The sequence below is a fragment of the Streptomyces ortus genome, from assembly GCF_026341275.1.
GTDB classification, from domain to species: domain Bacteria; phylum Actinomycetota; class Actinomycetes; order Streptomycetales; family Streptomycetaceae; genus Streptomyces; species Streptomyces ortus.
Window position 1 is genome coordinate 6,063,890 of the sequence record NZ_JAIFZO010000002.1, and the last position, 19,831, is coordinate 6,083,720.

A 19,831-nucleotide genomic window follows, 5' to 3' on the forward strand; every position below is an offset into this window, starting at 1 on the left:
TGCGCCTTTCGATAGGCCGCCTATGGGCCGAATGAGTGAATAAGACCCTGAGTCGCCACCGCGATGTGACTACGCTGCGTAACCCTGGGCATGACGAAGGAGGGTGGGGATCTCAACTCCTGCGATCCGCGCCCGACTTGCCGATCATGCGAATCCATGGGGGAAGCGAAGTGGGTACGAACTGGATCGAGAAGGCGCAGCGCCTGGGTGACGGGAGCATCGGAGGGGCGATGGATCTTCCGTCGGTTCCGGGCCGTGTCGTCTGGCACACCACGGAGAGCGGCACGGGCGACGAGGCCTTCAAGGCGGTGGCGGCGGACCTGATCCGTAAGACGGCCGAGCCGCACCTGCTCTACGACCCGACGACCGACCGGCTCGGACAGTTCGGCCCGCTGAACCACAGCGCCCGCGCACTGCTCAACGACGGGTCGACGAGGACCAACCGCGTCGGAAAGGTCTGCATCCAGATCGAGGTGCTGGGCCGGGCCGCCAAGCCGTTCACGAAGACCTGGAAGCCGGGACCGAACTACAAGGCCCTGATGGCCGCGATCCGTTCCTGGAAGATCCCGGACACCTTCCCGGCCGGGCGCCTCGCGACCTCGGCCGCCGACGCCACCAACCGCCCCCGCTCGGTCTGGATGAGCAAGGGCGGTCATTACGGGCATGCGAACATCCCGGGCAACGACCACTGGGACCCCGGCGACATCGACAGGTCCGCCCTCTTCGAAGCGGCTCCGCTCGTCAAGCCCGACGGCGGTGGCGTGCCCGCCGAGCCCGTCGTCGACCTCAGCAATCTGATCGCCGCCGCGCGCCGCGACCCGGGGCTGCCGCAGGGCGGGACGACCCACGGACCGGATGTCCTGGTCGTCGAGAAGGCCCTGGTGGCCGAGGGGTTGCTGCCCGCCCAGTGGGCCGACGGCTCCTTCGGCAGCAGGACCGTAGAGGCGTACGCGGCCCTGCAGCGCCGCTACGGCTTCAGCGGCGCGGCGGCGAACGGCATTCCGGGGCAGACCACCCTCAAGAAGCTCGGCCGGCGGCACGGGTTCACGGTCAAGGCCTGAGTGGTCCGGGGTTCGGCGCCCGCGGTTCGCGGCCCGTAGGTCCTGACGGCTTTCGGGCCCGCGGGCCGCCTCCGCGCCCGGTGTCGGACGTCTCTCGTGTGCCATCTCTTGACGCGGACATGGTCTGTACCTATGGTCACCGGCCAAGCGCCTGTGTTCATAAAGGCATTCCGTGTTCACATACGAGAACGGATGGCCCCCCATGAAGCCGACCGCTCCGGCCCCCTCACGTCCCCCACGCCCCACGCGCCACCGCACGGCATCCCGCTTCGCGCTCCTAGCCACCGTCACCGCCCTGCTGGCCGGCGCCCTCGCCTGGCCGGCCGCCGAGCGCGCGGAGGCGGCCCCCGCCACCTTCGCGCACCCCGGAGTCACCGTCTCCCGCGGACAGTTGGACTTCGCCCGACAGCAGGTCAACGCGGGTGCGCAGCCCTGGAAGGGCGCGTACGACCAGATGATGGCGAGCAAGTACGGCTCGCTCACGCGCACCGCCAAACCCCGCGCGGTCGTGGAGTGCGGCTCGTACTCGAACCCCAACTACGGCTGCACCGACGAGCGCGAGGACGCGATCGCCGCGTACACCCAGGCGCTGGCCTGGTACGTCACACGCGACGCCCGGTACGCGAAGAAGGCGATCGAGCTGATGGACGCCTGGTCCGCGACCATCAAGGACCACACCAACAGCAACGCACCGCTGCAGACCGGCTGGGCGGGCTCGTCCTGGCCCAAGGCGGCCGAGATCATCAAGTACACGTACGACGGCGGCTGGGCGAACTCCGGGCGCTTCTCGACGATGCTGCGTGACGTCTATCTGCCGAAGGTCATCAACGGCTCGAACTCCAACGGCAACTGGGAGCTGTCGATGATGGAGGCCGCCGTCGGCATCTCCGTCTTCCTGGAGGACAAGAGCTCGTACGACAAGGCCATGGCGAAGTTCCGCACCCGTACGGCCGCCTACGTCTACCTGTCCTCCGACGGCGCCCTGCCGAAGACCGTGCCGAGCCAGAACCTCGACACCACCCAGAAGATCGTCAACTACTGGCAGGGCCAGTCCACCTTCGTCAACGGCGTCACCCAGGAGACCTGTCGCGACTTCACCCACACCGGCTACGGCATCTCCGCGATCGCGCACATCGCCGAGACCAGCCGCATTCAGGGCCAGGACCTGTACGGCACGGACGTCGGCGAGCGGCTGCGGCACGCCCTCGGCTTCCAGGCCAAGTACGAACTGGGCGAGGCGGCTCCGAGCTGGCTGTGCGGCGGGTCCCTGCACCTCGGACTCGGACCGGTCACCGAGGTCGGTTACAACGCCCTGCACAACCGTCTCGGCATCGCCATGACCAACACCGAGCGGCTGACGGGGCAGAACCGTCCGGCGGGCAGCAACAACCTCTTCGTCGCCTGGGAGACGCTCACGCACGGCGACAACCCGAGCTGAACCGTTGCAGGTCCGGGCGCCGGACGGTGATACTGGCGCCCGGACCACGGGGTCCACGGGGGAGAGGCATGAGTACTGAGGTCATGACGGACGCGGTCGCCACGGACACGATGGTCCGGGTGGAGGACGTCCACCGCTCGTACGGCAGCGGTGCCACCGCCGTGCACGCCCTGCGCGGGGTGTCGTTCGACATACCGCGCGGCGAACTCGTCGCTCTCAAGGGGCGTTCGGGGTCGGGCAAGACCACCTTGCTGAACCTCGTCGGCGGGCTCGACGAGCCGGACGGGGGACGGATCACGGTCGACGGGCTCGACCTCTCAGGGCTCGGCGAGAACGGGCTTCTTGAGCTGCGCCGGGACCGTATCGGCTTCGTCTTCCAGTCCTTCGGGCTGATCCCGATCCTGACCGCCGCCGAGAACGTGGGCGTGCCCATGCGGTTGCGCAGGGCCGATCCGCGTGAGCGCGAGGAACGTGTCGAGCTGCTGCTCTCGCTGGTCGGGCTCGCCGATCACGCCGCGCAGCGGCCCGGCGAGCTGTCCGGCGGGCAGCAGCAGCGCGTCGCCATCGCCCGCGCCCTCGCGAACAATCCGGCGCTCCTCATCGCCGACGAGCCCACCGGGCAGCTCGACGCGGAGACCGGGATCGGGGTGATGGAGCTGTTGCGGGCGGTGGTGCGCAGTGAGCGGGTCACCGCGCTGGTCGCCACGCACGATGCGGCGCTTCTGGATCTGGCCGATCGGGTGCTGGAGCTCGGCGACGGGGAGATCGTGGAGCGCTGAGGGGGTGCGCCGGGGGTGGGGAGAGCGTTTCCCGCGGCCTGCGCGCCTGAAGGCAAAAGATTGCGCCGTTCCCCGCGCCCCTCCAGAGGGGCGTCAGGGTTGCGTCAAAGACGTTCCGCCCGGTCGCTGCCGTCCCTTTCGGCCGGATCGTCGGTCGTATGGTCTATCCAGCCACGTAGTGCGTTTGGGAAGACAATGAGGCCATGGGACGCGGCAAGCTTCGGATCTACCTCGGTGCGGCACCCGGCGTCGGCAAGACGTACGCGATGCTGTCCGAGGCGCACCGCCGTGTCGAGCGGGGCGCGGACTGCGTGGTGGCCTTCGTGGAGCACCACGACCGGCCGCGCACGGAGGTGATGCTGCACGGCCTGGAGCAGATCCCCCGCAGGGAGCTCGCCCACCGCGACGCCGCCTTCACCGAGATGGACGTCGACGCGATCCTGGAACGCGCCCCCGCCGTCGCCCTGGTGGACGAACTGGCGCACACCAACGTGCCCGGTTCCCGCAACGCCAAGCGCTGGCAGGACGTCGAGGAACTGCTCGCCGCCGGCATCGACGTCGTCTCGACGGTCAACATCCAGCACCTCGAATCGCTCGGTGACGTCGTGGAGTCGATAACGGGCGTACGCCAGCGCGAGACCCTTCCGGACGAGGTGGTGCGGCGGGCCGACCAGATCGAGCTGGTCGACATGTCGCCGCAGGCGCTGCGCCGCCGGATGGCACACGGCAACATCTACAAGCCGGACAAGGTCGACGCGGCCCTGTCCAACTACTTCCGCCCCGGCAACCTCACCGCGCTGCGCGAGCTGGCCCTCCTCTGGGTCGCCGACCGCGTCGACGAATACCTCCAGCAGTACCGGGGCGAACACGGCATCCGCTCCACCTGGCAGGCCCGCGAGCGCATCGTCGTCGGCCTCACCGGCGGCCCCGAGGGCCGTACGCTGATCCGCCGCGCCGCCCGGCTGGCCGAGAAGGGCGCCGGCGGCGAGGTACTGGCCGTCTACATCGCCCGCAGCGACGGCCTCACCTCCGCCTCGCCCAAGGAACTCGCCGTCCAGCGGACCCTCGCGGAGGACCTCGGCGGCACCTTCCACCACGTGGTGGGCGACGACATCCCGTCCGCGCTGCTCGAGTTCGCCCGCGGCGTCAACGCCAGCCAGATCGTGCTGGGCTCCTCACGGCGCAAGGCCTGGCAGTACGTGTTCGGGCCCGGCGTCGGTGCCACGGTCGCCCGCGAGTCGGGGCCCGACCTGGACGTGCACATCGTCACGCACGACGAGGCGGGCAAGGGGCGCGGCCTGCCGGTCGCTCGGGGCGCGCGGCTTGGCCGGTCCCGGATCATCGCGGGCTGGCTGACCGGTGTCGTCGGCCCGGCGGTCCTCGCGCTGCTGCTGATCAACGCCGACGCGGACCTCGGGCTCGCCAACGACATGCTGCTGTTCCTGACCCTCACCGTGGCGGCGGCCCTGCTCGGCGGACTGCTCCCGGCGCTCGCCTCGGCGGCCTTCGGCTCCCTGCTGCTGAACTACTTCTTCACCCCGCCGCTGCACCGGCTGACCGTCTCGGACCCCAAGAACATCGTCGCCATCGTCATCTTCGTGGGAGTGGCCATCTCGGTGGCCTCGGTGGTGGACCTGGCGGCCCGCCGCACCCACCAGGCGGCCCGGCTGCGCGCCGAGTCCGAGATCCTCTCCTTCCTCGCGGGCAGCGTCCTGCGGGGCGAGACCAGCCTGGACGCCCTGCTGGAACGGGTCCGCGAGACCTTCGGCATGGAGTCGGTCGCCCTGCTGGAACGCGGCAGCGACGTGGAGCCGTGGACGTGCGCGGGCAGCGTCGGACCGCGCCCGCCGACGCTCCCCGAGGCGGCCGACGTCGACATGCCGGTCGGTGACCGCACCGCGCTCGCCCTCTCGGGGCGGGTGCTGCCGGCCGAGGACCGCCGGGTGCTGGCCGCCTTCGCCGCCCAGGCCGTCGTCGTCCTCGACCGCAAGCGCCTCCAGCAGGAGGCCGACCAGGCCCGCACGCTCGCGGAGGGCAACCGCATCCGTACGGCGCTGCTGGCCGCCGTCAGCCACGATCTGCGGACGCCGCTGGCCGCGATCAAGGCCGCCGTGTCCTCCCTCAGGTCGGACGACGTGGCCTGGTCCGAGGAGGACGAGGCGGAACTCCTGGAGGGCATCGAGGCGGGCGCCGACCGGCTCGACCACCTGGTGGGCAACCTGCTCGACATGTCCCGTCTCCAGACGGGCACGGTCACCCCGCTGATCCGCGCGATCGACCTCGACGAGGTCGTCCCGATGGCGCTGGGCGGCGTACCGGAACACAGCGTCGAACTGGAGATCCCCGAGACCCTGCCCATGGTCGCCGTCGACCCGGGCCTGCTGGAGCGCTCGGTCGCCAACCTCGTCGAGAACGCCGTCAAGTACAGCCCCGGGGGCGAGCGCGTCCTCGTCGCCGCCAGCACGCTCGGCGACCGGGTGGAGGTGCGGGTCGTGGACCGGGGCCGGGGCGTCCCGGACGAGGCGAAGGACCGTATCTTCGCTCCCTTCCAGCGGTACGGCGACGCACCGCGCGGTGCCGGGGTCGGCCTCGGCCTCGCGGTCGCCCGGGGGTTCGCCGAGGCGATGGGCGGCACGCTCAACGCCGAGGACACCCCTGGCGGGGGCCTCACCATGGTCCTCACGCTCAGGGTGGGCTCCTCCCGGCCGGAACGCCCCGCGGAACCCGTCCAGGAGGAGGCCGCGGGAGAAGAACGCGTACAGGAAGAGGCCGTGCGGGGAGAACGCGTACAAGAAGAGGACGCGGGAGAAGAACGCGTGCAAGAAGAGGCCGTACAACCGGAAAGGCAGGCTTCATGACCCGGGTCCTCGTGGTCGACGACGAGCCGCAGATCACCCGAGCCCTGGTGATCAACCTCAAGGCACGCAAGTACGAGGTCGACGCGGCCCCCGACGGCGCCACCGCCCTCCAGCTCGCCGCCGCCCGCCATCCCGACGTCGTCGTGCTCGACCTGGGTCTGCCCGACATGGACGGCGTCGAGGTGATCAGGGGACTGCGCGGCTGGACCCGCGTACCGATCCTCGTTCTGTCCGCGCGGCACTCCTCCGACGAGAAGGTCGAGGCCCTGGACGCGGGCGCCGACGACTACGTGACCAAGCCCTTCGGCATGGACGAACTGCTCGCCCGGCTGCGGGCGGCCGTCCGCCGGGCAGAACCCACCGGTGGCGGCGAGGACGACGTGATCGTCACGACGGAGGACTTCACCGTCGACCTGGCGGCGAAGAAGGTCCACCGGGACGGCCGCGACGTACGCCTCACCCCGACCGAGTGGCACCTCCTGGAGGTGCTCGTGCGCAACACGGGCCGCCTGGTCAGCCAGAAGCAGCTGCTCCAGGAGGTCTGGGGCCCCTCCTACGGCACCGAGACGAACTATCTGCGCGTCTACATGGCCCAGCTCCGGCGCAAACTGGAGGTGGACCCCTCGCATCCGCGGCACTTCGTCACCGAACCGGGGATGGGGTACCGGTTCGAGCGTTAGTGCGACGGGTACGTTCCTGTCAGCGCCCCCCGGTACGCTTTGAGGTATGAGTGCTGTTCCTCGATCCGAAAAGCCGGCCGGCCGGTTCCGGCGCATGATCGACCGGCTCTCCTCCTCCCAGGAGGACCTGGAGTCGGAGGAGCTGCGCGAGGACGCCGAGACCGCGGGCTGCACCCGTATCGGTGACTGCCGCGACCGGCAGGTGGTCACGGTTACTGGTACCTTGCGCACGGTCACCCTGCGCCCGAGGGCCGGTGTCCCGGCCCTGGAGGCCGAGCTGTTCGACGGTTCGGCCGCCCTGGACGTGGTGTGGCTCGGCAGGCGTTCCATCGTCGGGATAGAACCGGGGCGCAAGCTGATGGCATCCGGCCGTATCTCGATGAGCCGGGGCCGGCGCGTGCTGTTCAATCCGAAGTACGAACTCAGACCCCTCGGACGGGAGTAGCCGGTGACGTCGCTCGACAAGCCGACCGAAGACGCCCAGCGGGACACGCAGGACGCTCGGGACGCGCAGGACTCGCGGGCGGTGACCGAGGCCGCCCTCTTCGACGCGTTCGGCGGTCTGCGGGGCATGATCGAGACGGTCCTGCCGGGCCTGCTCTTCGTCACGATCTTCACGATCAACAAGGACCTGCACTCGGCGGCCATCGCGGCCCTCGGTGTCTCGATCCTGCTCGTCGTGGTCCGTCTGGCCATGAAGGACACCGTCAAGCACGCGTTCAGCGGTGTCTTCGGTGTCGCCTTCGGTGTCGTCTTCGCGATGATGACGGGCAACGCGAAGGACTTCTACCTGCCGGGCATGTTGTACACGCTCGGGCTGGCCCTCGCGTACATCGTGACGACGCTCGCCGGAGTGCCGCTGATCGGCCTGATCCTCGGCCCGGTCTTCAAGGAGAACCTCTCCTGGCGTACGCGCAACCCCGGCCGCAAGAAGGCGTACGCGAAGGCCAGTTACGCGTGGGGGCTGATCCTGCTCGCCAAGTGCGCGATCCTCTTCCCGCTCTACTGGTGGGCCGACACGACCCAGTTCGGCTGGGTTCTGATCGCGCTGAAGATTCCGCCCTTCCTGCTCGCCGTGTGGCTGACGTGGGTGTTCCTCGCGAAGGCGCCGCCGCCGATCGATGTCTTCGCGGAGATGGAAGCGGAGGAGAAGGCGGAGAAGGAGCGGCAGGCCGCGGGCCGGTCCGCTGAGTAAGGACCTTCTGCCGGTGTGGACCACTGGGGGCTGCCGCCCGGGCCCCCGGCTGTTCGGCCTGAACGGCCTCGTCCTCAAACGCCGGACGGGATGAAGGAGTAGGGGGCGCCCGGAATTCTTCGGGCGCCCCCTACTCGCGTAACTCTTGGTATCAGTCCGTCGTGCCCTCGCGGCGTACCGACAGCAGGTCCTCCAGTTGTTCCTCTCGGGCCTGGGCCGCCACGAAGAGGAGTTCGTCGCCCGCCTCCAGGGAGTCCTCACGCGTCGGGGTGAGGACCCGGGTGCCGCGGATGATGGTGACCAGCGAGGTGTCCTCGGGCCACTCCACGTCGCCGACCTGCGTACCCGCCAGCGCGGACTCCGGCGGCAGGGTCAGCTCGACGAGGTTGGCGTCGCCGTGGCTGAAGCGGAGCAGGCGGACCAGGTCGCCGACACTCACCGCCTCCTCGACCAGGGCCGACATCAGGCGGGGGGTCGAGACGGCGACGTCCACGCCCCACGACTCGTTGAACAGCCACTCGTTCTTGGGGTTGTTGACGCGGGCGACGACCCGCGGGACCCCGTACTCGGTCTTCGCGAGCAGGGAGACGACGAGGTTGACCTTGTCGTCACCCGTGGCCGCGATCACCACGTTGCAGCGCTGGAGCGCCGCCTCGTCCAGGGACGTGATCTCGCAGGCGTCGGCGAGCAGCCACTCCGCCATCGGGACGCGTTCGACCGAGATGGCGGTCGGCGCCTTGTCGATCAGCAGGATCTCGTGCCCGTTCTCCAGGAGCTCGCCCGCGATCGAGCGGCCCACGGCGCCGGCACCGGCAATGGCGACCCTCATCAGTGACCGCTCTCCTCTTCGGGGCCCTCGGCGAACGACGCCTCGACCTTCTCGATGTCGCTCGTGCGCATCATCACGTGCACCAGGTCGCCCTCCTGCAGCACCGTCTGGGAGGAAGGCAGAACCGCCTCGCCCAGCCGGGTGAGGAAGGCCACGCGCACTCCGGTCTCCTCCTGGAGACGGCTGATCCGCTGGCCCACCCAGGCCGTCGACGCGTGCACCTCGGCGAGCTGTACGCCGCCCGTGGGGTCGCGCCACAGCGGCTCGGCGCCCGAGGGCAGCAGCCGGCGCAGCATCTGGTCGGCCGTCCAGCGGACGGTGGCGACGGTGGGGATGCCCAGGCGCTGGTACACCTCGGCGCGGCGGGGGTCGTAGATACGGGCCGCCACGTTCTCGATGCCGAACATCTCGCGGGCCACCCGGGCGGCGATGATGTTCGAGTTGTCGCCGCTGGAGACGGCGGCGAAGGCGCCCGCCTCCTCGATGCCCGCCTCGCGCAGGGTGTCCTGGTCGAAACCGACGCCGGTCACGCGACGGCCGCCGAAACCGGAGCCCAGTCGTCGGAAGGCGGTGGGGTCCTGGTCGATCACGGCGACCGTGTGCCCCTGTTGCTCCAGGGTCTGGGCGAGAGCGGAACCCACTCTGCCGCAGCCCATGATGACGATGTGCACGACCGTCCTTCCGGTGTGAAAAGTTACTGCTCAGGCTGAAACAGGGTCTCAGACCGACGCCCAAGCTACACACGCGCGGTCCGTCGGCGGCACCCCTGTGCACTTTGGCCCCACACCGTGATGACCATCGGCCCGCCGGCGTCGCCAGGGGGCCACGGCGGCCGATGCCGCCCGGGGTCAGCGGCGGCCGATGCTGCGCACGCTGGCGAGGACCAGGACGCCCAGACCGAGCAGAGCGGCCACGGCGCCGATGAGCTCGGCGAAGGCGCTGGTGAGTTCCGCGGTGGCGAACATGGAACCTCCATGAATTGGCAAAGGAGAGCAAAGTTTTGGCTTTTTTCATATAGCCACGGAGATTGTCCTGGCCAGGGATTACATAAGCGGGCGCACACCTGATTTCACTCGTAGAGCAGATCCCGGTCACACATCCCGCCGATGCGGCGTTCCGGTGGGCGGGGGAGGGTGGGCGAGGCCGTGTTCGAGCGCTTACGATCCTCACCGTGTCCAAACTGACCGACGTGCCCAAACGGATCCTGATCGGGCGCGCACTGCGCAGTGACAGGCTCGGGGAAACCCTCCTGCCGAAGCGCATCGCACTCCCCGTTTTCGCTTCCGACCCGCTCTCCTCCGTGGCGTACGCGCCGGGAGAAGTGCTGCTCGTCCTGTCCATCGCGGGCGTGTCGGCCTATCACTTCAGCCCGTGGATCGCCGTCGCGGTCGTCGTGCTGATGTTCACCGTCGTGGCCTCCTACCGGCAGAACGTGCACGCCTACCCCAGCGGCGGCGGCGACTACGAGGTGGCCAACACCAACCTCGGGCCCAAGGCCGGCCTCACCGTCGCCAGCGCGCTGCTCGTGGACTACGTACTCACCGTCGCCGTGTCGATCGCCTCCGGCATCGAGAACCTCGGCTCGGCGATCCCGTTCGTCGTCGAGCACAAGGTCTTCTGCGCCATCGCCGTGATCGTGCTGCTCACCCTGATGAACCTGCGCGGGGTCAAGGAGTCGGGGAAGCTCTTCGCGATCCCGACGTACGTGTTCGTGACCGGGGTCTTCCTGATGATCGCGTGGGGGGCGTTCCGCGGGATCGTCCTCGGCGACACCATGAAGGCGCCGACCGCCGACTTCACGATCAAGGCCGAGCACCAGGGGCTCGCGGGCTTCGCCCTCGTCTTCCTGCTGCTGCGCGCCTTCTCCTCCGGCTGCGCGGCGCTCACCGGCGTCGAGGCGATCAGCAACGGCGTCCCGGCGTTCCGCAAGCCCAAGTCCAAGAACGCGGCAAGCACCCTCGCCGCGATGGGACTGCTGGCCGTCACCATGTTCTGCGGCATCATCGCCCTCGCCATGGCGACCAACGTCCGCATGGCCGAGCGCCCGGCGCACGACCTGCTGGAGAACGGGGTCGCGGTCGGCTCCGACTACGTGCAGAACCCGGTGATCTCCCAGGTCGCCGAGGCGGTGTTCGGCAGCGGCAGCTTCCTGTTCATCGTGCTCGCCGCGGCCACCGCGCTCGTGCTCTTCCTGGCCGCGAACACCGCGTACAACGGCTTCCCGCTGCTCGGCTCGATTCTCGCCCAGGACCGCTACCTGCCGCGCCAGCTGCACACCCGCGGCGACCGGCTCGCCTTCTCGAACGGCATCGTGCTGCTGGCCGGTGCGGCCATCCTGCTGATCTGGATCTACGGCGCCGACTCGACCCGCCTCATCCAGCTGTACATCGTCGGTGTGTTCGTGTCCTTCACGCTGAGCCAGACGGGCATGGTCCGGCACTGGAACCGCCACCTGGCCACCGAGAAGGACCAGGCCAAGCGCCGCCACATGGTCCGCTCCCGGGCCATCAACGCGTTCGGCGCCTTCTTCACCGGCCTGGTCCTGGTCGTCGTCCTCGGCACCAAGTTCACGCACGGCGCCTGGGTCGCCCTGCTCGGCATGGTCATCTTCTACGCGACGATGTCCGCGATCCGGAAGCACTACGACCGGGTGGCCGAGGAGATCGCCGCGCCCGAGGGGCCGTCCGACGACAGCGTGCGCCCCTCCCGCGTCCACTCCGTGGTCCTCATCTCCAAGATCCACCGGCCGACGCTGCGCGCCCTCGCCTACGCCAAACTGATGCGCTCCGACTCGTTGGAGGCCCTGAGCGTCAACGTCGACCCGGCCGAGACGAAGGCCCTGCGGGACGAGTGGGAACGGCGCGGCTTCACCGTGCCGCTGAAGATCCTCGACTCGCCGTACCGCGAGATCACCCGGCCGGTCATCGAGTACGTGAAGGGGCTGCGCCGCGAGTCCCCGCGCGACGTGGTGTCGGTGATCATCCCGGAGTACGTCGTCGGCCACTGGTACGAGCATCTGCTGCACAACCAGAGCGCGCTGCGGCTCAAGGGCCGGCTGCTGTTCACACCGGGTGTGATGGTGACGTCCGTGCCCTATCAGCTGGAGTCCTCCGAGGTGGCCAAGAAGCGGGCCCGCAGGCGCTCGGAGTGGACCGCTCCGGGTTCGGTGCGGCGGGGGCCGGCCGAGCAGCGGCCGAAGGAGCCGTCGGGACCGTCGCGGCCGTCAGGGCCGTCAGGGCCATCGGGGCCGTCGGGGCCCAAACGCTGAGGGCGCCTGTCGGCGGTGAGCCGCGGGCGGCGGGCGGGGGCGCTCATGGGGAGCGGCCGTGGTGAGCGGTCGGGTGGCGTCCACGTAGACTGGTGGGCTGTTGTCCGGCTGCCCCGGCAGATCCGGCCGTCAGTTCCGGCCGTCAGTTCCGGCGGTCCGTCCCCATTCGCATCTGGAGTCACCCCGCCATGCAGGCAGAACCGAAGAAAACGCCGGCGGGGTCGCTCGTGGGGCAGGAGTACGAGGTCGAGGTCGGCCCCGTCGCGCACGGCGGGCACTGTGTCGCCCGCACCGACGCCGGCCAGGTCCTCTTCGTACGGCACGCGCTGCCCGGTGAGCGGGTGCTCGCGCGGGTGACGGACGGCGAGGAGGACTCGCGGTTCCTGCGCGCGGACGCGGTCGAGATCCGGGAGGCCTCCAAGGACCGGGTGGCAGCCCCCTGCCCCTACGCCGGTCCCGGGCGCTGCGGCGGCTGCGACTGGCAGCACGCCAAGCCGGGTGCGCAGCGGCGGCTGAAGGGCGAGGTCGTCGCCGAGCAGCTCCAGCGGCTCGCGGGACTCACTCCGGAGGAGGCGGGCTGGGACGGCACCGTCATGCCGGCCGAGGGTGACAAGCTGCCTGTCGGCGAGGTGCCCGCGTGGCGTACGCGCGTGCAGTACGCGGTCGACGAGGACGGCAACGCCGGTCTGCGCCGCCACCGTTCGCACGAGGTCGAGCCGATCGAGCACTGCATGATCGCCGCGCCCGGGGTCTCCGAGCTGGGCATCGAGAAGCACGACTGGTCCGGCATGGAGTCCGTCGACGCGATCGCCGCGACGGGTTCGCAGGACCGCATGGTCATCCTCGAACCGAAGCCCGGCGCCCGGCTGCCCCTCGTCGAACTCGACAAGCCCGCATCCGTCATGCGCGTCGACGAGCACGACGGAGGCATCCACCGGGTGCACGGCCGCGCCTTCGTCCGCGAGCGCGCCGACGGCCGTACGCACCGGGTCGGCAGCGGCGGCTTCTGGCAGGTCCACCCGCAGGCGGCCGACACCCTGGTCAAGGCCGTCATGCAGGGCCTGCTGCCGCGCAAGGGCGACATGGCGCTCGACCTGTACTGCGGCGTCGGCCTCTTCGCGGGCGCCCTCGCCGACCGCATCGGCGACAAGGGCGCGGTGCTCGGCATCGAGTCCGGCAAGCGCGCGGTGGAGGACGCCCGGCACAACCTCGCCGCGTTCGACCGCGTCCGCATCGAACAGGGCAAGGTCGAGGCGGTCCTGCCGCGCACGGGTATCACCGAGGTCAACCTCATCGTCCTGGACCCGCCGCGCTCGGGTGCCGGCAAGAAGACGGTCCAGCACCTGACGTCCCTGGGTGCCCGCAAGATCGCCTACGTCGCCTGCGACCCGGCGGCGCTGGCCCGCGACCTGGCGTACTTCAAGGAGGGCGGGTACCGGGTACGGACGCTACGGGCGTTCGACCTGTTCCCGATGACGCATCATGTGGAGTGCGTGGCGATCCTGGAGCCGGTGGCGAAGGGCGCCTGACCTGCGGTTTTGTTGCTCTAGTGGGTTGCTCGACCCGTTTCCCTCCGTGCAGCGGTTCAATCGGGCGGGTCGACCCTTGAGAGCTATCTGACCTGCGAGTTCGTGAGGAATGCGCTGCATCAGGGCGACGCTTCAGATGTCTCTTCGGGGATTCTTGACGCTCGGACGACGCTCGTAATGGCGTCTCTACCGAGCCTTCGCGTGAGCGGTGCCAGCGACCGCTTGGTTCCGCGTTCGCGGAGTCGAGAGCGCCATTGATACCGCCCTGGTATCATGGTCGTATGGCGATGACACTCCGACTCCCCGACGACCTTGACGCGAAGCTCACCGAGCGAGCTCGCCGGGAGGGCCGCAGTAAGCAGGAACTCGCCATCGAGGCCATCCGTGACGCTCAGAATCGGGCCGAGCTGAAGGTCGATGACGTCCTGACCGAGCTCATGGACAGCGATGCGGAGATCCTGGACTACCTGAAGTGACCGACGTGCGCTACCTCCAGCTCGACGAGATCCTGGCCATCGCCCGCACGGTCAACGGTACCGACCACAGTGTGCGTGACATGGGCCTTCTGGTGTCGGCGATCGAGCGACCCCGCACGAATGTGTTCGGGGCCGAGCTGTATCCCACGCTGCACGAGAAGGCGGCGGCACTGCTGCACTCCGTCGCCCGCAATCACGCGCTGATCGACGGCAACAAGCGCACCGCCTGGCTGGCCATGCGCGTCTTCCTGCGGTTCAACGGCGTCAGTGCCAGTACCGTTCCACCGCCCGTCTCCGTTGCCGGCCCGTTCGTCGAGGACGTCGCGCAGGACCACCTCGATGTACCGGGCGTCGCCAAGCGCTTGGCGGCCTGGTTTCCTGTTTCCTGACGTTCGACGACGTGAGGGCAGGGCACGCGCGTGCCCTGCCCTCACGCGCGGTCCGAGCCCTGCTCAGGTCAAGCCGGAATGGAACGCTGTGCACTGGAAGGCGTGGCTCCCTTTAAGGGCTGTCCCGTAAGTGATCTTCGAGCCGGTTGGGATCAGAGCCCCGCGCACGGGTGACCGAGTCCTGATGGCAGGATGATCCGCCCGACGATCCTGAGGGGCCATGTCCGTGCACACCCCTGCCGACTACCTCGAACTGGCGCATGCCGAGAGCGACAGCGTCGTTCTGCATCGACTCGCGCGGTGTCCGTACCCCTTCGTCTGGCAGGCGCTGGCCGCCAATCCCTCCACGGCGCCTGGCACTCTGCTGGAACTGAGCACGGCCCGAGACAGCGCCTGGAACGACAACAGGCTCCTTCGCCTGCTGGCGGAACATCCGAGTGCGGACCACACGGTGCTGCGAGCCGTCCGTGACGCCGTGGCGGCGAAGCTCGCCGAGGGCGAACGACCCTATGCCGCTGTGCTTGCGCTGGCGGGACGGACGGAAGTGGCGGCGGCAGAAGTGCGACAACTCGGGACTCTGCGTGGGGCTTCTGCGCGTCTGCGCAGTCAGCTGGACCGGCACTTGGGGCTCCGTACTTGACCCGTGCCCATCCCGGTCGGCTCCAGGTGGAACGATCCTGATGTGACTGCAGTGATCACGGCGTCGGGGTCGTCCTGGATAGGCCCTTCACCGGGCTGAGCCCGCGCTGTTTCGGGAAGCTGGTGACCGCCGTGCTGCGTGAAACCGCTACCGAGCTCCAGCGTGGGCGGCCCTGGGGGCTCCCGCTCGAGGATCGCATCCTGCTTGTCACGGTCTACTGGCGAACGAACTTGACGATGCGCCAGATTGCTCCATTGTTCGGCATCTCGAACCCGGTACAGCGTGACCAACGCCCTGCGGACCAGCGCGTAACCGGCCAGTGCCTGATCACCGCCGGCGGCGGCCAGGTCGACCGCACGCTGTGTCCACCACAGCGCCGCACGCTCGTCCCCGGTCTCCTGCACCAGCCAGCCCACGTACTCGGCGTACCGGGAACCGAGCGCCAGCAGGCGACGCCTGGTGGCATTGTCGCTCTGTGACGACAGCTCCCGCAGCGTGTGTGTCTGCGCGATCAGCACGGGCAGAAGCAGGCCGGGTTCCACGGTTTGACCGAGTCTGCGGTAGTGCGTGAACAGGGAGTGTGAGGCTTCCAGCACGCCGGCGCCGGCGGTTGGGGAAGCCGGACCTGATCCGTCCGACCTCCAGGTCATCAGCGAGGCGACGCCGGCATTCATCACCTCGCGCCGGCCCACGGGCCCGAACGAATTCGGGCCGTCCGGTGACAACCGCATCATCCAGTTCTCCTCCTCGACCCGGCCCGGCGCCGACACGGCAGGTGAGTCGACAGCGGTAGGGGTGCCCAGGGCGATCAGTGCCCCGTCGGTACCGAATGCGGCGTCGCACAGCCGCGCGAGATCACGGCTGGGCGCCTTGATGCCCCGCTCGACCTTGCTGAGCTGCGCCTTGCTGTAGTGCACGAGACCGGACAGGTCTGTAAGGCTCAGTCCGGCCTCCAGACGCCGCTTCCTCAGTTCCTCACCGAACGGGGTGGATGAATGTGGCACGGGAACCTCCCAAACCCGGTCATCCGGGTCGAGGCGGTGCTGCACGAAAGAGTGCGGCACCAACTCCCGGACGGACAAGGCGATCGAAGCTGTTTCCCGTTTCCTTCTCCGACGCCGGGGCGCGGCAAGCTCATGCGGGGCAGTTGAGTTCCCCAAGGGCCGATGCTCGTGTTTCCGGCGGACGGCTGGGGTGCCTTCGTTTCAATGAGTGCGAGTGGGCGCTTGGGTGCCGGAGCCGAGATGCGGTCCGTCCGACACCATGGATCCGCATGATGACCCGAAGGAAAGCACAATGAGGTCTTCGGTGCGCCCCCGCCCACGTGGCTGGGCCCGAGGCACAGCCGACGAGCCGCTTTATGAGCATCGGTGCCCGGGGGGCCGCCAGCGGCGGTGGTGTACGAGGCGCACATCGTCACCGAAAGCAGCGAGCTCCGGCAGCCGGGGCTGGTGCCGAGTGCGGTGGCCGTCGTCCGCGTACACGAGCCCCGGCGCCAGGACGCCCGCCAGGAGCATCGCGGCGGTCGCCGCGCGCCTCAGCACGTGCGTGCCCCGTCCGGTACGTAGTCGGTCACCATCCAGCCGTTCCCCTACTTCTCCGTCGTCGCCGTCGCGACGTAGCGGCGCGGCTGGTTCGTCGGGAGGGGAAGGACCTTGAAAGTGCGGGTGTCGATGGTCTGCCACTTCGACAGGTCGGCGCAGTCCTCGATCGTCGCGGTCGGCAGCTTCGCGACCGCGTCGAGCGGGGTCACCTTCGCGTCGTGTCCGAGCTCGCCCCGGATCACGGTGCGCGGTTCCTTCATGTGGGCCAGATTCGAACGGAACTTCGACAGCGCGTCGGTGCTTGCGTAGTTCTCCAGGTCGGTGCCCTTGGCAGCGGTCTTCCCGTTCGAAGTTACTCACCCGGTCACCCAGTCACCCAGTCACCCGGTCACCCAGTCACCCGGTCACCCGGTCACCCGGTCACCCGGTCTGTCCAGAGTCCGAGTCTGTGATCCAGCGCCCTTCGGCGGAGTCGTACACGTACGTCGGCCTCCCCCTGGTCCCGCTCGTGCGGAACGGCTTCCCGCCGTCCGTGATCCGCACCGTCCCCGTACGGCCCCCGGCGCTCCACTCCAGCTCCAGGTACCAGCGGCAGTCGCAGCCCGCCGTCCGCGCGGAGACCAGCAACTCCTCGAGGTCGGAGGAGGTGACCTTGTACGGGAAGGAGACGGCCGGGATCTTCCGGACCTTTGCACCGGAGGCGTCAAGGCCGTCGACGGGCCTCGCGAGCGGGCGCGGTCGGTCGAGGTCCACGGCGAAGTGGCGCGGGGTGACGGCGCCGCCACAGCCGTTGTCCATCCGGTACGCGTTCCACGGCAGCGGCGCGGCGCGGTCGACCACGCGCACGTGCAGGGCATGGAGGACGACGGCGTCGGACGGCGACCGGCCCTGGATCGTGATCCGCACCAGCGCCTCCCCGCCGTGCACGGCACCGTGCGTCCCGGCCCACGCCCCGGAGTCGGCCGCGACCGGCGGCGGGGCGACCGCGCGGGGGGCCCGGTCCACGAGGTAGGTGTGCCCGCAGCCGCCCTCCCAGAGCTGGGAACCGATGCTCCAGGTGAAGGGGAGGGGGGCCGCGGTCCGCCCCGGAGCGGTGGAAGCGGGAGCGGGGGCGGAAGCCGTACGGGTTGGGTGGCCGAGCAGGGCGGCGACGAGGGTGAGCACGACGAGGGCGACGGCGGCGGCGACGAGGAGGGGAGCGGGGGCGCCACGACGGGGGCGGGCGCGGTCCGCCTCCGGCGCGGTCGGGTCCGGGGCGGGGCCGGGGCCCGGTTCCGGCGCGGACGGTTCCGGGTTCGATTCCGGCGCGGCCGACACGGCCGGCACAGGCGCGGGCGCGGGCGAGGCCGCTCGGCGGCGGGCGCGGTCCGCCTCCGTCCAGGCCGCCTCCAGGGCCCGCCGTTCCTCCTCGTCCGCCCCGCACAGCAGGGCGAGGCGGCCAACCACGGCGAACTCCTGTGGGACGGTCGCGCCCGAGCAGTAGCGGTGGAGGGTGGACGCGCTGACGCTCAGCCGCCGGCCCAGCGCCTCGTAACTCCTCCCGTCCCGCGCCTTCAGCGCGCGCACGAGCCCCGCGAACTCCTCGACGGCGACGTCCTTCGGCATTCCATCCCCCTCGAACCTGCATCCCATCCCTCACGTCCTTGCACGTCAGCGGGGGTGGAATGGTTCCGGGACGGCTGGTGGGCGCGTGATCGTTGCAGTCGGCGGGCGCCGGCCCCACGCTGGTTCAGCACTGACCGAACGAACGACCCGACGGGGGATCCACCACCATGAACAAGCTCCGCACCGCACTCGCCACCGCAGCCGCTGCCGCACTGGGCCTCGCGGCCCTCGCCACCGCCCCGGCGCAGGCCGCTGCCCAGCCCGCCTTCCTCGCCGCCTCCCAGATGCCGCCGTCGTCGACGCCGTGGACCGCCACCCAGGTCTTCACCGGCGTGCCGGAGAACGGCGGCGTCCTCTGCGCCCCGTACAAGATCCCGGCGCAGAACACCCGCTACCGCGAGTTCAGCACCGATCTCGACACCAACGGCGTCCAGGTCACCACCGTCGCCCGTACCGAGGCCGACGCCGTGAAGCTGGTCGACACCCTCCGCGGGGCCCTTGCCGGCTGCGGCCCCCTGCTGGAGCAGCAGAACCCGGGCCTGCAGGCCGTCAGCGCCTCCCACGGCAAGCTCGCCGTCGAGGAGGGCGCCTGGGTCTACAGCCTGGACACCGCCGACCCGCAGATCGGCATCTCCGACATCCACCTGTTCTCCGTCGGCCGCGACGGCCGCACCGTCACCCTCGTCCGCTGGGGCCAGATGGGCGACCTCGAGGACGCCCCGCTGACCGCCTTCCGCACCACGACGAAGACCGCCGTCAACAAGCTCCACTGAGCCGGGGGCTCCCCCGAGGGCTGACCACAGCTCGACAGCGGCGCGGCCGGAACCCGGGCGCGCCGCTGTGGTGCCCACCTGCTCCGCCGGCGGCAACCACTTCCTGGCCTTCACCAGCATCGCCTGTCCCCTCTTCTGCTACTGCAGACTCGCCAAGTGAGATGGTCTCTCAGCGTCAGGAACGTAGCCGCGCTTCCTGGAGCCGCTATGCCGAACAGCCGACACCGAAGAAGGCGACGATGTCGTTGCGATGTGCGGGCTGCTGAAGACGATCACCATCCGCATGCCACACACCGACGGTCCTCTCCTGCTGGCCGGGCAGGTACGGGTGGGGGCGGCGATGGACCTGTGCAGTGCCGTGCTCGCCGCCGTTCTGCCTTGTTGGCAGGCTGGTCGGAGGTGGTGCGTTCGCCGACGCGGCCATCGGCGAGAGAGCGTGGCTGGAGTTGATGCACTCCAGCGTCATGCATTTTCCGGCCTTTACGGACGCTGACTTCGTCACCGAACACACCGCCGCCCACCCCGGCCATGGGGACGTCCTGCTACTTGTCGACCGTGACGCTCGTTTGACGCTCCAGGCACTCACACGCAGGACGGCGAGCTCAGAAACTAGCTCTGACCTGGACTTTTCCGTGACCCGCTCAAGCTGACAGCTTTTCGATGACGCACCATGTGGAGTGCGTGGCGATCCTGGAACCGGTGGCGAAGGGCGCCTGACCTGCGGTTTCGTGCGTGCGCGTTATGGGCGGTGTGGGCGTTACGGGCGA

Annotated in this window: 18 protein-coding genes and 2 pseudogenes; 14 read left to right on the forward strand and 6 right to left on the reverse strand. The window is 69.7% G+C overall.

Annotated features, from left to right (window positions below):
- The first annotated feature begins 170 nt into the window (after window positions 1-170).
- From K3769_RS30055 to K3769_RS30085, 7 genes are all read left to right on the forward strand, one after another.
- Window positions 171-1,061 (forward strand): peptidoglycan-binding domain-containing protein, encoded by an 891-nt coding sequence (locus tag K3769_RS30055; RefSeq protein WP_267029389.1) that lies wholly within the window; start codon window positions 171-173, stop codon window positions 1,059-1,061.
- A 202-nt stretch (window positions 1,062-1,263) separates the two neighbouring features.
- Window positions 1,264-2,499, forward strand: a complete 1,236-nt coding sequence (locus K3769_RS30060; protein ID WP_267029390.1) for an alginate lyase family protein — start codon at window positions 1,264-1,266, stop codon at window positions 2,497-2,499.
- 68 nt (window positions 2,500-2,567) lie between these two features.
- A complete protein-coding gene (locus K3769_RS30065; RefSeq protein ID WP_267029391.1) occupies window positions 2,568-3,278 on the forward strand; it encodes an ABC transporter ATP-binding protein in 711 nt (236 codons plus the stop codon).
- 203 nt (window positions 3,279-3,481) lie between these two features.
- Complete coding sequence (locus K3769_RS30070) at window positions 3,482-6,136, forward strand: DUF4118 domain-containing protein (RefSeq protein WP_267029392.1); 2,655 nt, start codon at window positions 3,482-3,484, stop codon at window positions 6,134-6,136.
- Window positions 6,133-6,816, forward strand: coding sequence for a response regulator (locus K3769_RS30075; protein WP_107021531.1), 684 nt, complete (start codon window positions 6,133-6,135; stop codon window positions 6,814-6,816). Before K3769_RS30070 ends, K3769_RS30075 begins: the two co-directional genes overlap by 4 nt.
- 46 nt (window positions 6,817-6,862) lie before the next feature.
- Complete coding sequence (locus K3769_RS30080; protein ID WP_107021532.1) at window positions 6,863-7,261, forward strand: OB-fold nucleic acid binding domain-containing protein; 399 nt, start codon at window positions 6,863-6,865, stop codon at window positions 7,259-7,261.
- 3 nt (window positions 7,262-7,264) lie between these two features.
- On the forward strand, window positions 7,265-8,011 hold the full coding sequence (locus K3769_RS30085; RefSeq protein ID WP_267029393.1) for a DUF3159 domain-containing protein: 747 nt from the start codon (window positions 7,265-7,267) through the stop codon (window positions 8,009-8,011).
- Window positions 8,012-8,162: 151 nt separating this feature from the next.
- On the opposite strand, the gene K3769_RS30090 is transcribed toward K3769_RS30085, so the two are convergent.
- Both K3769_RS30090 and K3769_RS30095 read right to left on the reverse strand, forming a co-directional pair.
- Window positions 8,163-8,840: a potassium channel family protein gene (locus K3769_RS30090; RefSeq protein WP_267029394.1), complete on the reverse strand. Its 678-nt coding sequence runs from the start codon at window positions 8,838-8,840 to the stop codon at window positions 8,163-8,165.
- A complete protein-coding gene (locus tag K3769_RS30095; RefSeq protein WP_267029395.1) occupies window positions 8,840-9,511 on the reverse strand; it encodes a potassium channel family protein in 672 nt (223 codons plus the stop codon). The genes K3769_RS30090 and K3769_RS30095 overlap by 1 nt, the downstream gene beginning before the upstream one ends.
- A 500-nt stretch (window positions 9,512-10,011) precedes the next feature.
- Between K3769_RS30095 and K3769_RS30100 the strand changes: the two genes are divergently transcribed.
- The 6 genes and pseudogenes from K3769_RS30100 to K3769_RS30125 all read left to right on the forward strand — a co-directional run.
- The gene (locus K3769_RS30100; RefSeq protein ID WP_267029396.1) at window positions 10,012-12,108 is read left to right on the forward strand and encodes an APC family permease; all 2,097 of its coding nucleotides are present in this window, start codon (window positions 10,012-10,014) and stop codon (window positions 12,106-12,108) included.
- Between the two features lie 188 nt (window positions 12,109-12,296).
- Complete coding sequence (locus K3769_RS30105) at window positions 12,297-13,637, forward strand: class I SAM-dependent RNA methyltransferase (RefSeq protein ID WP_267029397.1); 1,341 nt, start codon at window positions 12,297-12,299, stop codon at window positions 13,635-13,637.
- Between the two features lie 281 nt (window positions 13,638-13,918).
- Window positions 13,919-14,113 carry a ribbon-helix-helix protein, CopG family gene (locus tag K3769_RS30110; RefSeq protein ID WP_267029398.1) on the forward strand — a complete coding sequence of 65 codons (195 nt, stop codon included), beginning with the start codon at window positions 13,919-13,921 and terminating at the stop codon, window positions 14,111-14,113.
- Entirely contained in the window at window positions 14,110-14,502 is a 393-nt protein-coding gene (locus K3769_RS30115) for a type II toxin-antitoxin system death-on-curing family toxin (protein WP_267029399.1), read from the forward strand. Before K3769_RS30110 ends, K3769_RS30115 begins: the two co-directional genes overlap by 4 nt.
- Before the next feature lie 220 nt (window positions 14,503-14,722).
- Window positions 14,723-15,142 (forward strand): hypothetical protein, encoded by a 420-nt coding sequence (locus K3769_RS30120; RefSeq protein WP_267029400.1) that lies wholly within the window; start codon window positions 14,723-14,725, stop codon window positions 15,140-15,142.
- A gap of 42 nt (window positions 15,143-15,184) precedes the next feature.
- A pseudogene (locus tag K3769_RS30125) lies at window positions 15,185-15,411 on the forward strand (helix-turn-helix domain-containing protein); the annotation flags it as partial.
- A gap of 546 nt (window positions 15,412-15,957) precedes the next feature.
- Here the strand turns inward: K3769_RS30125 and K3769_RS30130 are convergent.
- The 3 genes and pseudogenes from K3769_RS30130 to K3769_RS30140 form a co-directional block, all read right to left on the reverse strand.
- Window positions 15,958-16,206: pseudogene (locus K3769_RS30130) on the reverse strand (helix-turn-helix domain-containing protein); the annotation flags it as partial.
- 527 nt (window positions 16,207-16,733) lie between these two features.
- On the reverse strand, window positions 16,734-16,946 hold the full coding sequence (locus K3769_RS30135; protein ID WP_267029401.1) for a hypothetical protein: 213 nt from the start codon (window positions 16,944-16,946) through the stop codon (window positions 16,734-16,736).
- 160 nt (window positions 16,947-17,106) lie between these two features.
- Window positions 17,107-18,291 carry a helix-turn-helix domain-containing protein gene (locus K3769_RS30140; RefSeq protein WP_267029402.1) on the reverse strand — a complete coding sequence of 395 codons (1,185 nt, stop codon included), beginning with the start codon at window positions 18,289-18,291 and terminating at the stop codon, window positions 17,107-17,109.
- 167 nt (window positions 18,292-18,458) lie between these two features.
- On the opposite strand from K3769_RS30140, the gene K3769_RS30145 reads away from it, so the two are divergent.
- Window positions 18,459-19,064, forward strand: a complete 606-nt coding sequence (locus K3769_RS30145; protein ID WP_189774729.1) for a hypothetical protein — start codon at window positions 18,459-18,461, stop codon at window positions 19,062-19,064.
- A 205-nt stretch (window positions 19,065-19,269) separates the two neighbouring features.
- Here K3769_RS30145 and K3769_RS30150 read toward each other — a convergent pair whose 3' ends face one another.
- A complete protein-coding gene (locus K3769_RS30150; RefSeq protein ID WP_267029403.1) occupies window positions 19,270-19,530 on the reverse strand; it encodes a hypothetical protein in 261 nt (86 codons plus the stop codon).
- Between the last annotated feature and the right edge of the window lie 301 nt (window positions 19,531-19,831).

Excerpts from the sequence above, each read along its gene's own strand:
- K3769_RS30060 (WP_267029390.1), top strand. The coding sequence starts at position 1,264 with ATGAAGCCGACCGCTCCGGCCCCCTCACGTCCCCCACGCCCCACGCGC.
- K3769_RS30065 (WP_267029391.1), top strand. The coding sequence starts at position 2,568 with ATGAGTACTGAGGTCATGACGGACGCGGTCGCCACGGACACGATGGTC.
- K3769_RS30070 (WP_267029392.1), top strand. The coding sequence starts at position 3,482 with ATGGGACGCGGCAAGCTTCGGATCTACCTCGGTGCGGCACCCGGCGTC.
- K3769_RS30075 (WP_107021531.1), top strand. The coding sequence starts at position 6,133 with ATGACCCGGGTCCTCGTGGTCGACGACGAGCCGCAGATCACCCGAGCC.
- K3769_RS30080 (WP_107021532.1), top strand. The coding sequence starts at position 6,863 with ATGAGTGCTGTTCCTCGATCCGAAAAGCCGGCCGGCCGGTTCCGGCGC.
- K3769_RS30090 (WP_267029394.1), bottom strand. The coding sequence starts at position 8,840 with ATGAGGGTCGCCATTGCCGGTGCCGGCGCCGTGGGCCGCTCGATCGCG.
- K3769_RS30105 (WP_267029397.1), top strand. The coding sequence starts at position 12,297 with ATGCAGGCAGAACCGAAGAAAACGCCGGCGGGGTCGCTCGTGGGGCAG.
- K3769_RS30110 (WP_267029398.1), top strand. The coding sequence starts at position 13,919 with ATGGCGATGACACTCCGACTCCCCGACGACCTTGACGCGAAGCTCACC.
- K3769_RS30120 (WP_267029400.1), top strand. The coding sequence starts at position 14,723 with ATGTCCGTGCACACCCCTGCCGACTACCTCGAACTGGCGCATGCCGAG.
- K3769_RS30135 (WP_267029401.1), bottom strand. The coding sequence starts at position 16,946 with ATGAAGGAACCGCGCACCGTGATCCGGGGCGAGCTCGGACACGACGCG.
- K3769_RS30140 (WP_267029402.1), bottom strand. The coding sequence starts at position 18,291 with ATGCCGAAGGACGTCGCCGTCGAGGAGTTCGCGGGGCTCGTGCGCGCG.
- K3769_RS30145 (WP_189774729.1), top strand. The coding sequence starts at position 18,459 with ATGAACAAGCTCCGCACCGCACTCGCCACCGCAGCCGCTGCCGCACTG.
- K3769_RS30150 (WP_267029403.1), bottom strand. The coding sequence starts at position 19,530 with ATGACGCTGGAGTGCATCAACTCCAGCCACGCTCTCTCGCCGATGGCC.